At 56.2% G+C, this 16,236-nt stretch carries 12 protein-coding genes; 2 read left to right on the plus strand and 10 right to left on the minus strand.

The genetic code is table 11. From position 1 onward, the window contains the following. Positions 1-16: 16 nt before the first annotated feature. The 9 genes from C7476_RS14560 to C7476_RS14600 all read right to left on the minus strand — a co-directional run bounded on the left by C7476_RS14560 (position 17) and on the right by C7476_RS14600 (position 12,964). Positions 17-1,345: a glycosyltransferase family 4 protein gene (locus C7476_RS14560; protein ID WP_114430627.1), complete on the minus strand. Its 1,329-nt coding sequence runs from the start codon at positions 1,343-1,345 to the stop codon at positions 17-19. After that, on the minus strand, positions 1,342-3,582 hold the full coding sequence (locus C7476_RS14565) for a hypothetical protein (protein ID WP_114430628.1): 2,241 nt from the start codon (positions 3,580-3,582) through the stop codon (positions 1,342-1,344). The genes C7476_RS14560 and C7476_RS14565 overlap by 4 nt, the downstream gene beginning before the upstream one ends. Positions 3,583-3,599: 17 nt before the next feature. After that, positions 3,600-4,373, minus strand: a complete 774-nt coding sequence (locus C7476_RS14570; RefSeq protein WP_114430629.1) for a hypothetical protein — start codon at positions 4,371-4,373, stop codon at positions 3,600-3,602. 10 nt (positions 4,374-4,383) lie between these two features. Further along, positions 4,384-5,643, minus strand: coding sequence for a glycosyltransferase family 4 protein (locus tag C7476_RS14575; RefSeq protein ID WP_114430630.1), 1,260 nt, complete (start codon positions 5,641-5,643; stop codon positions 4,384-4,386). Further along, a complete protein-coding gene (locus C7476_RS14580) occupies positions 5,640-6,485 on the minus strand; it encodes a class I SAM-dependent methyltransferase (protein WP_114430631.1) in 846 nt (281 codons plus the stop codon). Before C7476_RS14580 ends, C7476_RS14575 begins: the two co-directional genes overlap by 4 nt. Then, complete coding sequence (locus C7476_RS14585) at positions 6,482-8,755, minus strand: glycosyltransferase family 2 protein (protein ID WP_114430632.1); 2,274 nt, start codon at positions 8,753-8,755, stop codon at positions 6,482-6,484. The genes C7476_RS14580 and C7476_RS14585 overlap by 4 nt, the downstream gene beginning before the upstream one ends. 71 nt (positions 8,756-8,826) lie before the next feature. Next, entirely contained in the window at positions 8,827-9,486 is a 660-nt protein-coding gene (locus tag C7476_RS14590; RefSeq protein ID WP_112531200.1) for a calcium-binding protein, read from the minus strand. 293 nt (positions 9,487-9,779) lie between these two features. Beyond that, on the minus strand, positions 9,780-11,198 hold the full coding sequence (locus C7476_RS14595; protein WP_114430633.1) for an HlyD family type I secretion periplasmic adaptor subunit: 1,419 nt from the start codon (positions 11,196-11,198) through the stop codon (positions 9,780-9,782). Then, positions 11,195-12,964, minus strand: coding sequence for a type I secretion system permease/ATPase (locus tag C7476_RS14600; RefSeq protein WP_114430634.1), 1,770 nt, complete (start codon positions 12,962-12,964; stop codon positions 11,195-11,197). The genes C7476_RS14595 and C7476_RS14600 overlap by 4 nt, the downstream gene beginning before the upstream one ends. Positions 12,965-13,163: 199 nt before the next feature. Between C7476_RS14600 and C7476_RS14605 the strand changes: the two genes are divergently transcribed. After that, the gene (locus C7476_RS14605; protein ID WP_112531210.1) at positions 13,164-13,733 is read left to right on the plus strand and encodes a MarR family transcriptional regulator; all 570 of its coding nucleotides are present in this window, start codon (positions 13,164-13,166) and stop codon (positions 13,731-13,733) included. 44 nt (positions 13,734-13,777) lie between these two features. Further along, positions 13,778-14,998 (plus strand): glycosyltransferase family 4 protein, encoded by a 1,221-nt coding sequence (locus C7476_RS14610; RefSeq protein ID WP_114430635.1) that lies wholly within the window; start codon positions 13,778-13,780, stop codon positions 14,996-14,998. A gap of 4 nt (positions 14,999-15,002) precedes the next feature. Here C7476_RS14610 and C7476_RS14615 read toward each other — a convergent pair whose 3' ends face one another. Further along, positions 15,003-16,199: a TrbL/VirB6 family protein gene (locus C7476_RS14615; RefSeq protein WP_147274654.1), complete on the minus strand. Its 1,197-nt coding sequence runs from the start codon at positions 16,197-16,199 to the stop codon at positions 15,003-15,005. Positions 16,200-16,236: the final 37 nt, after the last annotated feature.

Here is a 16,236-nt window from a genome sequence, read left to right on the forward strand (position 1 = left end):
TGAAAGCTGGCGAAATTCAGCTCGCTTGCGAAAGAACGACGTCGGTCCTTGCGGCTATGTTGATTGGCTCTTGCCGGCCGGATTTGAGCAGGTCGCCATAGAGGGCAACATGTTCTTCGGCACAGTCGATGTAATTCGTCGGCCGGCGGGCACTGTGATGAAGACGATCCCAAATCAATGGATCACACAATACCTCTGTGAACCGGTCGGCAAGATCTTCGGCGCTGCGAACGCGGAAATGCAGGCCATCCTCACCATCGCGTACTTTTTCGGCCATTCCGCCAATATTGGAGCAGATGATCGGCCGGCGATGATGCAATGCTTCTTGAATAACGATCGGTGAATTCTCCCACCAGATTGAAGGCATCACGACCCAGTCGACCGATTGCATCAGGCGTGGCATTTCAGCGTTCTGATAGGCGCCGTAGAAGCGCACGCGCGAGCCGGCCTCTGCGATCAGCTTTTCCATACGTTCCTGAAATTCGCGCGGCTGTTTTTCGAGATTGCCGCCGAAAATCATCAAGCGCGAATCGGCACCCCATGTTTCTTCCGGTACACGGGACACGGCATCAACCAGCACATCTATGCCTTTGTAGGGTGTCATCTGTCCGAAATAGGCAAAACGGTTGCGACGCGGTTTTGGGCCCGTCAGCTCCCTTGGCGGCGTCACGCTTTCAATGGAGATGCCGTTCTCGATCACATGCAACTTGTCCGCATCGAGACCCCATTCCGCATACTTCCGGGCAAGAAAGACGCTGGGCGCAACGAAGGCGTCGGCAAGTTCGAGCATTCCGCGGACAAATCGTTCACGCTTCAGAAAACGCGCAGGAGGAACGTCGGGGAAACAGGCGTGGCAGTCGATCGGTGAGGCCTCGCTGCAGAGTTTCGACGAGCCGGCTTTTACCATCTGACCGTCATTGTTGCAGATCGACAGATATTCATGGAACGTCACGAGGATCGCCGTATCGGGCAAGGCCTCGCGGATGGCGTAAAGCGTTTCCAGGCCTAGTCCCATCACGTGATGAAAATGCACGACGTGCGGGTTGAGATCGCCGACAAAGCGCAAAAGATCGCGGCGAATTTCGTCGGTGTTGTTGTTCGACAGGTAAAAATGGTCGTATTCGTCCGCGTGAAAGAGGATCTCATCGCTGCTGCGGCGTAGACTCATCAGCGCCGTCGTGCCATGGCGCGGTATTGGATGGCTTGCCCGCGCCAGATAGACGGATTGCACGCCGGGCAACGTATTCAGGCCCTTGTGCAGATTGTAAGATGCGATCTCGCCACCGCCGAGTGAGATGCTCGGATGGGCATGCGAAATCACCAATACCCGGAGTTGTTCGGTCATACCGCTGCCTCCGTCGTTGTCGCACGATCTCTTGTGAGAATGTTTGCCCAGCGCGCATCGAAGACCTGACGATCGATACGTTCGATGAGTGCAATCGTTGACGCCTTGTCTGCAACGGAAATGTCGTCGGAGCCCAGCATCTGGGCGGATGGCAGCCAGTAGGATCTGAGGCCGGATTGCTTGAGCTTCAGACCGAGATCAAGGCCTTTTTCATGCGTGCCAAGATATCCGCGCGTAAACCCGTCGACAGAAAACAACGCCTCTCGTGGCATCACACAACATTCGAATGTCGCGGTCGCTACCTCCGTCGTTGCCATTCCTGTTACGGCGTCAATGGGATATCCGGCATAACGGCTGATCAGAGCACGGTCGGATTGCGCTCCCGCGACCCATGTGCCGGCCCAGCGGATCGAATCGTCTTCGTAGGCAAGAGTGGGGGAGAGGACGCATTCCTTGCGCGTTTCATAGGCTGCCAGCAACTTGCTGAACCATCCAGGATTGCGCGGAAGCAGCGAGGCGGCGAGAAAAACAACCGTCTCGGTGGAAACGGCCCGGGCGCCCACCTCAAGGGCATCGTAAAGATCTTCCGCTCCGCTGGCCGAAACCAGGCGCAGATGCAGACCGTAGAAATCCGCAAGCCGCCGCACCTGTACCCCGATGCGATCGACAATCTCGGTCGCCGCCGCAATAACGATGGGTGCCCGACGGGTTTCGGGGTCGAGCGCGAGCAAGGCAATGAGCGGAGCGATCTCTTCAACGCGCTCATCAACACCAATAATCAGCGCTGGTCCAAGGACGTCCTCGAAAGAGCCGAGGTCGACCACGCCAAAGATTTCAGGGGCAGGGCGGTTCACTCCACGTAATAGCGGCACGAGTTGTTGATCGACAATATGCCGTAACGCCCAAGCGTTCGGGTCAATCGCGCGGATCTGCCGGACAACCGCATCGCGCGACGTGATCCGCGTCGGTGTCAATGGCATGAATGCACGCCGTCCGTCGCTCAGGCCAAGCTCCACATAGAACGGTGCTGTGCTGTCCCCATCGAGTTCGGGTGCGAAGGCAACGAAGCCATGCGCATGCCGATTGGGATCAAGCCCGGCGTTGAACGGCGGTTTATTGTCGAATTCCCGGGTAACATCTGGCCTGTCGATACGTGTCCAGTTTGCATCGAGCTGTGTTTCGCCGCGATGCCGGCGCAATTTGACATCCCCCACATGGTTGTCGGGATCGAGCAACCAGCCGGAGACAAGCAGGCCGCTACCCTCCACACGAAACACGTGGTCGATACCCATGCGTACCGGGAAGGGCAGGCTGGAGATCGTCTCGGTTCCATCGAAGCGATTGGCGGCCGAGCGCATACGAAGGAGAATCTCGGTCGAGCTGCGAACGCGAGGCAAAATCGCTCGCACATGGCTGGGCGTCTCGCGCGCGCCTGAGATCAGACGGCGGTCGTAAACCTCGGTGAAGCGCCAGCCGCGACGCCCGCGAAATAAAAGACGCTCGATATCATTCGGCTCAACGATTTCATTGGCGAGCAAAAGCCCGGCAAAACCTGATGATTGCTCGTTCAGATCGGGGCGCGCGAAAACACTGATCGCACATTCAGCAAGTGAAGGCGACCGGCCACTGATCAGGAGCCGTGTGACGGAAGGCGTCAGGTCCTGCGCCCAGCCTTGCACGAAAATCTCGCCCTCATCGCTGCCGCCGATCAGTTCGATGCAACCGTCCGAACGAGCGCCCGCCTGCAAAAGGACGGTGATCGCGGAGAGCTTCTTGCGGCCGATCGGTCCAGAGATCAGGCCTTCAACGAGTCCGTCGATTACGGAAGGCAAGCTGGAACCGGCAAGGTCGGTGATCATTGCAATCAGTTCGCCGGTCGAAGCGGCGCGGCTGGCAAAAGCATAACGCGTCACGTTTGCCTTGTGCTGGAACATGATCGTCTTTAGCGCTCCGCGGCGCAGGATATTGGTCGGAACAATCGCCACAAACCCGTGGGTACCGGCAGGGGACGCATCTTTCAGCGGCCAGCTTACAAGTGTCACCTTCACGCTCATGGCGGGATCGCCATTGAGAAAAACCGTGGCCTGTTCGGAGGTCAGGCTGCCGATGCCGAGTACAAGAATAAGCGTATCGTCTATGGGGCAACCAACCACGGTCTCGCCTTGCATCACCACGGGGAGGCGCTCTGCGGCTTTTCCGGTCTTTATCGGCAAAACGTTTTTGTCGTCTCGAAGCATTCAAATCTGCTCCATGGTCAAGGCATCACTGCCATGGACAGAATGGCTCCGGCGGCAAAGCCTACGAGAACGAACAAAAGCAGAATCAACGGCTTAACGTCGCCACCGGAGCGCTTTTGCAGTGACTCCATGCGCGTTTCCATACCTGCTACGACGCCGTCCATTCGCATCAGATGAACATCAAGTTCCGTCAGGCGCTGGTTGACATCGCCGCGGAGATTTTCAATCGAATTGCTCACATCGGCGGCGTCGACTGCAGCGCTGCCGCCCGATCCATCAATGACCGGCGCAATCCGCTGCAATGAGCGCTGGTTGACCTGCAACTGCCGCTGTGCCGCCATCAACATATCGAGCTTGTCGAGAATACGCGTCATCGGCGCGGCAATCAGAGCCTCGGCAGCTTGTTCATCAGGCTTTGGTACGCGTAACGCTTGTTCAATACCTGCGCCATTTATGGCAACGACCACCAGTTCACCAGCGCGCATCGCAGCGAATTGCGGCAGCATCACATCGAATGCATGTCCGCCGTCGCCAATACCTGAACGCTTCAAATCCGGGCGGTCCTTGTCGGCTACAGCTTCCGCAATAGGTTTGCCATCCAGAAGCACGCGAATGGTCAGCCTCTTGGTCGGCGCTGCTGGATCGAAGGCCCAACCGAACAAACGGCCGTCATCGATAGCGTCCACCCGTCCCTTTGTAGGTTCAAGCTTTTTGGCCTGGGTATTGTCCTGTTGGGGAACGGCACTTGCCTGAATCGGCGCCTGTGCCGACACATTTGTGATTATTGACATAATGGTCCTCTCAGGCTGCTTCGACATGCGCCGGACGCAGCGTCTCGATCAAATCGAGATAGCGCGCCGCCGTCATGTCGATTGTGTCGGGGTGGCGAGCCCCAAGGACAAGAGTCTGGCGTAAGTCAGGATCTTCAGCGATACGTCGGATGGCAGCCGCCAGCGCCATGGGGTCATTAGGCGAGACGGTCAGCCCGTTGACGCCGTCTTCAATCATTTCGGCCATGCCACCGATATTGCTCGTGATCACTGGGCAATCCTGGCCCTGTGCTTCCTGGATCACCAGCGGTGCATTTTCCCACCAGATCGAAGGCATGATCGCGCAATCGACTGTGGCGATCAGACCAGCGATATCTTCGCGCCGGTAAGCGCCACGGCGCTGCACGGTAGGTGACGTTTCAGCGAAGAGGCGATCTATATCAGCAACGAAACTTTCGCTCTGGAACGGCGCCGCGCCGTGGACACGCAGCTCGAATTCGAAATCCTCGGAAATCAGCTGCTTTGCTGCTTCGAGCAGGACAGTGGCACCCTTCCATGGATTGAGATTACCGAAATAACCAAAGACCGGTTTGGTGCGCTGCGCGACTTCTCCCCTTTTCACCTCAACCCTTTCGGGCTGACCATTGGGAATCACGCTGATCAAATGTTCGGAAATACCCCAGTCGATATAGCGCTGCTTCAGAAATTCGCTCGGCGACACAAAAGCATCGACAGCACTCAAAAGAGACTTCAGATGACGCTCACGCAGAACGAACTTGTCGAGAGCAATTTCCTTGAAACAGCTGTGGCAGCGGTCCGGACTAGCACCATGGCATAGTTCTTTGCTCGCCGTGCGCACCATCAAACCATCGTGGTGACAGATCGGATAATAATCATGTAGCGTCATGACGATGCGGCATTCAGGCAAGGTGCGCCGTACGATATGCGGAAACTCCGCGCCCAAAAGCAGGAGATGATGCAGATGTACGACGTCTGGCCGGAAATCGCGCAGGAGTTCGACGATGTCAGGAACGATGCCATAGAGATCGACCTGACTCATGAAGAACCGGTCGAAGTGCCCCGACCACAGCAGAATTTCGTCGCCGTTGGTGCCGATGCTCTGGAAGCTCGTTCCTGGTCGTGCCTCGCGGTGGATGTGATTGGTCGCGCCGAGAAAGAGCGCCTCACATCCGGCCCGCTGATAGGCACGGAAAAGGTCGTGGGCGAATATTTCCGTGCCGCCTGGGTGCAAAGCTGGATGATTGTGTGCAGCGACGAGTACACGGGTCATCGATCGCCCCTATCGAGCTCGGCCACAAACAGATCCTGATAATGATCCGAAGGAACGCCGCGCCAGTGACCGAATGACTTGGTCGTGACCGACAAACCGGCACGCGCTAGCGCACCATCCAGAAATCCATCGTCGAAACCCACAGCAGCCAGTGGCGGCAGTTCTGGAACGAACCAGCACGGACCTTCGTCGTAACGCTGAAATCCGAGCCGCGCGTCACGCTTTTTCAAGGGATTCTCAGCTGCAACCTTATCGACGACGAAGCATGTCATGAACAGGCGGCCACCCGGCGCAAGGACCCGTTCCACCTCGCGCAGATAGGCGCTTACCTCTTCGTCGGGCAGATGGGTGACGACAGACGTCATGATGATGAAATCGAATTGCCGGTCTTCATAGGGCAGAACGAGTTCGAGCCCGTCGATCGCACCCTTCGGATTATACAGCGAGTGCGCAATATCCAGATGACGGAATTCGAAGTTGGAGTAGACAGGGCTGATCATCTGCCGGCACCAGTTGATCCCACCGGCAACCGGATCGATGCCGCAATAGCTGCCTTTTGCAAAGTCAAGGTACTGGGTTAGCGGGACAGCCATGCGCCCGATACCACAACCGATATCGAGGACCCGGCTATCTGGCCGCACACCACCCTTGCGGATGAAATGACCGAGGAACTCTGCGCCAACGGCCTGGAAATTGCCGTCTCCGACGAAAATGCTATCCGGGTCAGGACAGGGTAGAAACCGGTTGCGCAGGACGGCTTCCATCAACCATTCGACGTGATCATTGTTGAATGCGGGGGGAAGTTCGGTAAAGGCTGTCTTGAGTGCAATAACCTCAGTCAAGCGGCGCTCCTTTCAGACTTTTCCTTGACGAAAGAAGTGACGGTGTCCCCGTTCAGTTGATCGGGTACCGCTTCATCGAGATAGGTCGTCATTAATTCAGTGATGTCGTCGTCCCAGCGCTGCGTATGAAGCCAGGAATTATATTGGCTCGCGAGACCGCGCATGTAGTCGCTGCTACGACGGATAGATCGGCGTTCGAAGTGGTAGAGAGCAACATTCGGCTCGTAAGCCACCTGAAAGCCGATCTGCCGGATTTTCAGGCATAGGTCACTGTCCTCATAGTCCCCGATGACGTATTCCTCGGTGAACCCGCCGACCAGATCATAAATGTCCTTGCGGGTAACGAGGCACGCACCGGTCACGCCCGGCACTGTCCGCGCAATCTGAGCCGGCGAATAGTAGCCCGGCATGCCTTTGTAGAAATGATGGTTCAGCCAGACGCCGCGCTGGTCGCGGGCAAAGTACAGCCCCGCATGCTGCAGGGAGCCATCTTCGAAGAGCAGTTTCGGCCCGATCGCACCCAGCTTCTTCTGTTCGAGCAAGGGCCGGGTGAGTGTGTCCAACCAGCCCGGACCACAGGGGACAACGTCGGAATTCAACATTACCAGCATGGTGCCTGTCGCAAGACTCGCACCGGCGTTACAGGCCCGGGCATAGCCGCTGTTGCGATTCATGGTGGCGAGCTTCATCGGCAAGTCATGCAGGATATGCAGTCCGCCAAGCATGTGCTCTGTATCGTCCTGGATTTCCGGAGAATCGAGCACAAAAATGACCTCTGCATTCGCCACAAGCCAAGGATCTGTTGCCATGGCCGAAAGCTGGAAGCGCAAAAAGTCGAGATTGCGATAGAGGGGAATTACGATCGAGATCAGAGGGGTTGCCGGTCCCACACCGTATTCCTTGATATCTGCAATCCTCACCGTCTGGCCAAGTTTTTGTTCGACCTCTTTCAGGGCTGGCGCAAGAATGCTTTCGAACACCTGGCTACGCGCATGCTGCGGCGGTACCGCCCGCAAAATGCGGTTACGTTGTGCCGATGGTTCAAATGGCTGTATTGGCGGCACCAGCATCGCGGTTGCACCCGAGACGAGTCGCATCTGAAAGCGCGGCTGCAGCAATGGTCCAAGATTTTTGGCTTGTGGCAGCCAGGCGACAAAACCGGTCACGTCTGCGCCAAGTCCATCCGCGCGTTCGCCAGTCTTGCCAGGAAACTTGTAGAAATTGGGCTGGAGCGGCAGAGCGCTTCCATCTTCCGAAAGATATTCGATACGGGCTAGCATCGCTGCGGGATCGTGGGTCCAGCCGCCGACGAGCAGACCACCATCAAGTGCAATCGCGAGATCGATTTCGGCCGCAGGCTGCGTTCCTGACTTTGCGATCTGGCGAACTGGCAACGGCGCGCGCATCTGCATATCGATAGCAATGGCTGCGCCAACACCGGGGACTTCTGCCAGTTGACGCACGAGGAACTCACGCAGTTCCATATCGTTCTGCCGCTTTGGCCACCACTTGGAAAAGTCAAGCTGGCCATCGCTGTCGGATAATTTGCGGACGGCGATACCGTTTTTCCCCGTAAACACAAAGTGCAATGATTGCGGCAACGCCCGGGCGGACTCCACAAGGAGATGGCACGACTGCCAGCCCTTTTTGGATTGGCGCCCCAGACCCAGCTTCGTCGGCAGCGCAGTTATGGAATTGGCGCTGATTGCATAGATGGCAGTAACATCGCCAAGGTCCGGATCCAGTGCGGTTTCCAACAGGTGATGTCCGTCAACCGGCTGGCCGCAACCGCGCACTTGTCGTGGCTCCGGCGTCAACGCCAAGGTGATTTCGCGAACAACGCTGGCAAAAATGGGGTTCTGCGACAGGCGAAAGGCACTGCGCCATGTGCTCAGTATATTGTTGAGCAGCTTGATATGTCCGGCAGCCGAGAGATTATCGACGGCACGGTCCACATCGAAAGAGCCAAGCTCGACTGCGGGATAAAGAATAGCTTGTTCGGTCGGCCCGAGTGCACCAGCCGATACGGTGACACTAATCGGCTCATCCTTGGTGCGCACGGCCCAGAGAATACGCTGGCCGCCCGTTTCAAGGGGAATATTCAAGCTGATGAGCGGAACGAGCGGTTCCGACGTCTCCAGCGTACATTTTGTTGAGGCCCGTATGGAAGCCGGAAGGTCCCAGATCACGACGGCCACATCTGCACAGAGACGCGAGATTGAAATGCTCTCGATATCGCCTGCAATATCCGTCGAATGGTCGAGGTTCAACGCGTTGCCCTTTCATTCACATCGGAAAGAAAGCGTGCCCGGCCGGAGGGCAGGACACGCCATAATCGCTATCAATGAACGACGAAGTAATCGCCCGGATGTTCCGTGACATCGTCGGCATTGACGCCAACGAGCGTGACGGAATCACCATGACCGAGATCGACGACAACATTGCCACCAACCTGCGTAACACGATCGGCAAGATCGTCAGCCGAATGAATATCCTGCCCGTTGATACCGCTGGAGATCTGGAGGACGTCTTCACCAGGGGTAAAATCGAGCACGACGTCGTTACCGCCGCCGCCAGTGAACAGGAATACATCACTGCCTGCGCCGCCAATAAGTGTATCATTGCCTGCGCCGCCAAAGAGAGTGTCGTCGCCGGCACCACCGGAAAGAACATCGTTTCCAGCATCGCCGAACAAGAGGTCCGAACCGGCACCGCCGGTAAGAACGTCATCTCCGTGACCACCGAAGAGAACGTCATTTCCCTCGTTACCGCTCAGTATGTCGTTACCATTGTCGCCGAAGAGGATATCAGTTCCCTCGCCGCCGAAAATCGAGTCATTGCCGTTGCCGCCAAACAACAAATCGTCGCCGGCGTCACCGAATATCGAGTCATTTCCGTTCGAGCCAAAAACGACATCATCACCGCCATTGGCGTGGATGAAGTCGTCAAAACGCGAGCCAAACAAAACGTCGTCGTAGGCGCCGCCTTCTAAAGTGGCCATCTGCTTCTCCTTCTGTCCTGCTTTGAGTCTACAAATTGCCGGAAAGATTCCGACGATCGATGCCGAAACGATTGTGCGCTGCACCAAATCGAATTGCAATCTAGACTAAGAATATAAATGTGGCAATCCATAGTAACAAATTATTACGTCCATGTATTATGACACTTTTATATTAGTGTCTATAATTCCTGTTTAAAGCAAAACTACTTATTATATTGCGTCGTATTAAGTGTAATTTAATTTGAAATTTGAAATATCGCCGAATATGGTGCGCTGCAGTGAGAATCTTCTAACTAGTCCTCTCTGAAGGCACGGTTAAAGCTGTCTGAAATTGGGGAAATGAGGTATTCGATCGCTTTGCGCGGCTTATGCACGATCAGCACCTCAGCTGGCATACCAGGGTAAAGTTTAATTGTCGGGTTGGACGCCAGAGATTGAGTGGCGATTTCCGCACGTGCCACGAAGTACGCCGTATCGGTCTTTTCATCGATAACCTGATCCGCGGCCACATAAGTGACTTTGCCATCGAGCGGCGACAGCGAACGCTGGTTATAGGCAGTAAGGCGAACCTGCACCGGCGAACTGACAATCACGCTGTCGATGTCGCGCGGGCTGATCTTCATTTCGACAACCAGCGGTTCATTCTCCGGCACGATATCGAGTATGGCCTCGCCAGGGGCCACCACACCGCCAGGTGTCCGCAAACGAATATTGGCAACGACGCCCGCCTGCGGCGAACGTATTTCGACACGGCGCATGACGTCTTTGGCCGCCACGATACGCTCCTCGGTATCGGCCAACTCAACCTGGCTCGTCGTAATTTCTCCGGCGATCTCCGACTGCAGATCGCTTTCAATGCCAATGAGGGAAAATTCCGCGCCCGCCTTGGCCTGCTCCGCCTTTGCTTTGTCACCCGCATACTCACCGCGGGTTCCCGCCAGTTCGCTCAATCTGGTGTCGATTTCGGTCAACTTCGACTTCTGGGCAAAGCCTTTTTTAACAAGCCCGGCGATCGCGTCCCGTTGCTCAGTGATGAGTTCGATCTGCCGGTCGGTCGCAGCTATCTGTGCGTCAGACGATTTCGCTTGCTCCGTATATTGTTCAATGGTTTTCTTCTGGATGTCGACACGGCTCATTTTCTGCGCGTAGCGTTTCTCAAAGAATATCCTCTCAGCTCTTACGGCGCTCTCGGCAGAAATATCGCCCATTTCGCCGAAGTTCTGCGGGAATGCGATTTCGGTTTCCGCTGCCTGCTCGGCACGCAGTCGCGCCAACTTTGCTATAAGCCCCACCCGGCGGCTCTGCAGGGATTGCAACTCAGACCGCGCTTTGGTGTCGTCAAGGCGGACGAGCGCCTGACCGACTTTCACTTCATCGCCTTCCTGCACCAGCAGACGATCGAGGATACCGCCCTCGAGGTGGCTGACTGTCTTTCGCTTCGAATCGACGATCACAGTTCCGAGCGAAACGGCAGCGCTGCCAAGTTCTGCAGAATAGGCCCATCCGAAAAACCCGCCAAATGCGATCAAAATCGTCGATACGCCGGCGATGATCAACTTGCGCAGGGGGGACTTTCTATCTTCCTGCTCCAGATCGGTCACCCATTCCGGACGGACGGACCCAAACTTGGTGGGGACGGCTTCGCTGCCCGACACGGTGCGTGGTGCCAATAGTTGAGGGGCGCGTTTCTGTAGATTTGTGTTGCCGGTCATGATGCGGTGGCTCCCATTTTAGGACCGGCCGGGGTGATGGACGACACAACGTCCGTGCGGGGGCCGAACTGTGTGATGCGCCCGTTCTCCAATACGAGCAGCTTATCAGCCACCTGCATAATTGTTGGGCGGTGGGCAATCATCACCACGATTGCTCCATCATCGCGGGCCTGTTCGATCGCACGCATCAGCGCTCTTTCGCCGACTGCATCGAGATTGGCGTTCGGCTCATCAAGCACGATCAGGCGAGGGCGATTGTAGAGGCAACGGGCAAGGCCGATGCGTTGCCGCTGACCGCCGGAAAGCGTCAACTTTCCGTCGCCCACCGGTGTATCGTAACCAAGCGGCAGCCGTCCGATCATTTCATGAACATCAGCGAGCCGCGCCGCTTCGAGCACCCGATGTGGATCGCCGTCGCCCATCCGCGCGATATTATCCTGGATGGTACCTTCAAGCAGCGCCACTGATTGCGGCAGATAGCCGGCAATCTCTCCGAAAGATGCACGTTCCCAGAGATAGACATTGTTCCCGTCGAGAAACACGCCGCCCGATGTTGGTTTGACGATCCCGATCATGAGTCGTGCAAGCGTCGATTTGCCGGCTGCGGAGGGGCCGACAATGCCAAGTACTTCCCCGGGCGACAGGCTGAAGGAAATACCCTTGATGATCGGCATCTCGACACCCGGAGCCGCATAAACCAGCTTGTCGATGATCAGATCGCCATGCGGGCGGGGCGTTGGCATCGTCTGGCGCACGGCAAGATTCTGTGCGAGCAGTGCCTGGATGCGCTTCCAGTTGCCAACCGCATTCACCCATTGACGCCAGGTCTCGACGACATGATCGAACGGCATCAGCAAACGGCCAACGATAATGCTGGTCGCGATCATTGCCCCTGGCGAGATCGCCTGCTCCATCGCCAGCAGGGTTCCGGCACCCAGCGTCGCGACCTGGATGATAAAGCGCAAAGTGCGCGCAATGGACGCCATCGCGCGACTCCGGGTGCCTCCAAGATCGAGCAGATCCAGCGCATTCATCTGCAAACCCCGCCAGCGTCTTGCCAGAGCGGGCAACATTCCCATCGCCTCGATGGCTTCGGCGTGCCGCAGCGTTGCACCGATTTTTGAAATGGCTTCGATGTTGGCCTGATTTGCATCCTTGACCAGGCTGCGGGTTAAGAGATCAGTAACCACGCCGCAACAAACAAGGACGATCACGCCGACGACGCCGATGATCCCGAAAACCGGGTGCAGCAGGAAGAGCACGGCGAGAAAGATGGGCGACCAGGCAGCGTCCAGTGGCGCGCTAACCGCCGAGGAAGTCAAAAAAGTACGCAGTTCGGTGAGATCGCGCAAGGATTGCGTGGCCTTGGGAAGTCCCTGATCCACCGATGCCTGCACGGCAGCTGTCAGAATCGGCAGATTTAGCCGGCGCACAAGCGCGCTTCCCATGGCCTGGAAAGACAAAGCACGGATGAATTCTAGAATGCCGTAAACCAGCAAAGCGCCCACAGCCAGGATCGTCAGCATAAGCAGAGTGTCGGTGCTGCGACTGTTCAGAACCCTGTCATGCACCTGCAACATGTAAAGGGGTACCGTAAGTTGCAAAAGGCTGATACAGAAACTAAGTAATACGGCGTAGAGGAGACCTGCCAGAAAAACCCTGCGGGCCTTGAAAATCAGCGTTTGCGGCGTCGGAACTTCCGGCGTCTTCGCTTTTTTTCCCACATGGCTCTTGCCATTTGTACCGATTTGACGAGTATCATTCATGTGTAATCTGCCTTGGAAATGACACAGCTGCCAGTTAGCCCCAACGACCTTGGTCTAAGACCAGAGACTAGTAAAGTAATACCGTGCAGAATGTGACAGAAAAAAGATCATATGACGGGGGAAAAAGCAAAGGAGAACGGAAAATACACTCGCAACTTACTTCAAATTTTGAAGTAAAATGACCATGGAGACAAAGATGATACAAAAACTTCTGCACGAAGGAGTGGAAGTCGAAACATCTATTGATGGATATTACGCCGCCGATTTCCCCGAAATTACAGCGGAAAAACAGGGACATAGACACCCGGTTCATACGGTCGTAGTTACACACTTCGAGCTAGCTCGAATGATCGAGAGAGTGAATCGCCGGTTCGCCAGTCTGCTCAGAACAGAAATGACGAAACTTGGGATTGAAGACGTCGGTCCGGCACAGGCGATGGTCCTGATGGCTATAGGCGACGTCGAACTTTCTGTTGGGGAATTGTTGGACCGGGGGCACTATGTCGGCTCGAATATTTCCTACTACCTGAAACAGCTTGCCGATGGGGGTTACATCGACAGGGTCGCGTCCCAGCGCGACAAGCGTTCTGCAAGGATTCGATTGACGGAAAAGGGAGAGCAGCTTTGCGCCAATCTGCGTGATGCTGGCGGGGCATATAATCGTGTTCTCGCCAGGGATGCCGATGATCTCCGCAATCTCGAAATCGCGTTTCAGACGCTGCACAGGCTCGAACTGGTTTGGGGCAATGCCGCGCGTTATGGCATCTGACTCAGCTTCGATCAGTGTTCTGAGTCCCGGAAGCGGCTGATCTCATGCATGTGGCTTTTGTTCACAGGCGTGGTTTTGGCCAATTCGCAGCATTGGCTGAGCATCTGGCAACGAGCGGCCATGATGTCAGTCTTATTTGTGAGACCGTGGACCGGCGCCTCCCGTCGGTTCGCGTGATCTTGCATCGTGCAGAACCTGGCCCCCGGACAGATGCCCGGATGGCCAGGCATCTGGGCATTCCGGACCACCATGTCCGCATCGGTCACCGTGTTGCGGAGACATTCGACGCCATGGTGCGCCATGGCGAACGGCCGGATATCGTCATCGGCCATATAGGCTGGGGCAGCATGATGTTCGTCAAGGATATCCTGCCCAAAGTGCCAGCTATCGGTTATTGCGAATTCTTCTACAAGGCGGAAGGTGCAGACGTCGGTTTTGCTCCCGACGATAATCCGGATGCTGAAACCCGCAAACGCTTGAGATTGCGCAATGTCGCGCAACTTCTTTCGCTGGAAGCCATCGACGGTGGGATCAGCCCCACCCGCTGGCAAAAAAGCCTTTATCCGGTCTCTGCCCGGAGTCGGATCGCTGTCTGTCATGAGGGCGTCGATACGGAAATTTTCCGCCCTGACCGCAGCGCGTCGCTGCGGCTGCCTGATGGGCGCTTGTTGAAAGCGGGCGATCCGCCGATCATCACTTTTGTCGCTCGAGACCTCGAACCCTATCGCGGTTTTCCGCAAGCACTCGCGGCGGCTGCAAAGGTCATACGCCAGAATCCAGAAGCACTCTTCGTATTTGTCGGTGGCAATGGCGTCAGCTATGGAACACAGCCACCTGGTGGAGGGTCCTGGAAGGATGCGTTGCTCGCCAGCCATGATATTCCGCCGGACAGAATTGTGTTTCCCGGAGCCATTTCGCACGATCTCTTGCGTAAGCTCTACCAGATATCAACCGCCCATATCTACCTGACATATCCTTTCGTGTTGTCGTGGTCAGTGATCGAGGCAATGTCTTGTGGTGCCTTGATAATCGGCTCCGATACGCCGCCGGTACAGGAAATTGTCCGATCCGGGACGAATGGCCTCCTCGTGCCATTCTTTGATACCGATGCTTTGGCCGATACGATCCTTCGAGTCCTGCAAAAGCCTGAGGATTTTCTGCCGCTACGCATTGCCGCCCGTAAGACGATCGAGAATCGCTTCCGACTGGTGGATTGTCTTTCGCGGCAGAAAGCTCTGATCAATTCGGTCGTCAAAGCTGCGTGACCCGTTATCGGTTTCTGCTTTGCCGATTAACCGCCGCACTTCTGTCTTGCACCTCGCGCAGGTTCGTTTCACCCGTGTGCGCGTGCGAAAGTTGCGCCGGCGCAGATCCGATTGAGGTGCGTCCAGAAGAATCTCCGCCGCCACTCCTTCCCACCATCGCGTTGACAATATTTCTACTGGCATTGCCCGCGTGAGACGCAAGATTGGTAAACCATTCCTGGCTGCTTGTTGCAATTCGGCCGCTGAGAGGCACGATCTGGGCGAGCAAAAAGAATCCCGTCAGGCAAACGAGCACAAAAGGGCCAGCATCCTTCATGGCCGGTATATTGCCCTTTGCAATGCTCAACACCAGCGCCTTGACCACATCCTGTATACCGACGTTGTAAAAACCGAGGAAGGTTGTCAGAAAGATCGGTATCAGGATGATCTGGATCGTGCCCGTGAGCCAGCCGGAAAAGTACCGCGACGGGATTTGGAACATCAGCAACACAATGAAAAACGGAGCGAGCGCAAGCATGATCCACAAGGCAACTTTTGCAAACAAGAGGAGTGCAACGGCGTAGCCAACGAACAAAGCCGCGGCGATCCATACGATTGCTGCCTGCACCGATGAACTCAATGGAACTGTCAACGGATTTTCCGCTGGGCTTTTTGTTTGAGCAACCGGGTTTGATTTGGCCGGGTTTGGCGGGCTGCCTTCCTCCGGAACCGGTTGAGCCAGGGGGGCGGCGGCCGAAAGTGTTGACTGCTCGATTTTGGCCGACGCCGTTAGCGCGAAACTGTAGATAGCGTTTAGGTCATTGGCGAGGGTGCTAAATCCCATGGCTTTGCCACTGCGAGGATTGACAATATGATTGAGCATGACGGAACTCACCATGTACGGCGCATTGGTGAACAGTCCGTAGAGCGCGACCTGAAAGGGTCCCCATGCGGTCACGAGCGAGAAGATGATGGCTATACGAACGAGCTTGAACACCATGCCGGCGATGCTGTCGCCCCGTCCTTGCCAAAACCGGAATCCCCAAAAGATCAGATAAAGGGTCAATAGCCCGGCCATAACGGGCGTGAGGTAATAAGCGAAGACGCCGTAGGTCGCCGCGGTAAAATTTGTACCCAGGCTGTCGATGTTACTCGATAGTGCGGCGATAGAATTAGCTCCCTCCACTGGACACTCCCGATTGCAACGGCGGCTGGACGACAATATCGAAGGCCCCGTTGACCGGTCGCAGCGGGCCGCA

The organism is Phyllobacterium bourgognense (assembly GCF_003337575.1).
Lineage (GTDB): Bacteria > Pseudomonadota > Alphaproteobacteria > Rhizobiales > Rhizobiaceae > Phyllobacterium > Phyllobacterium bourgognense.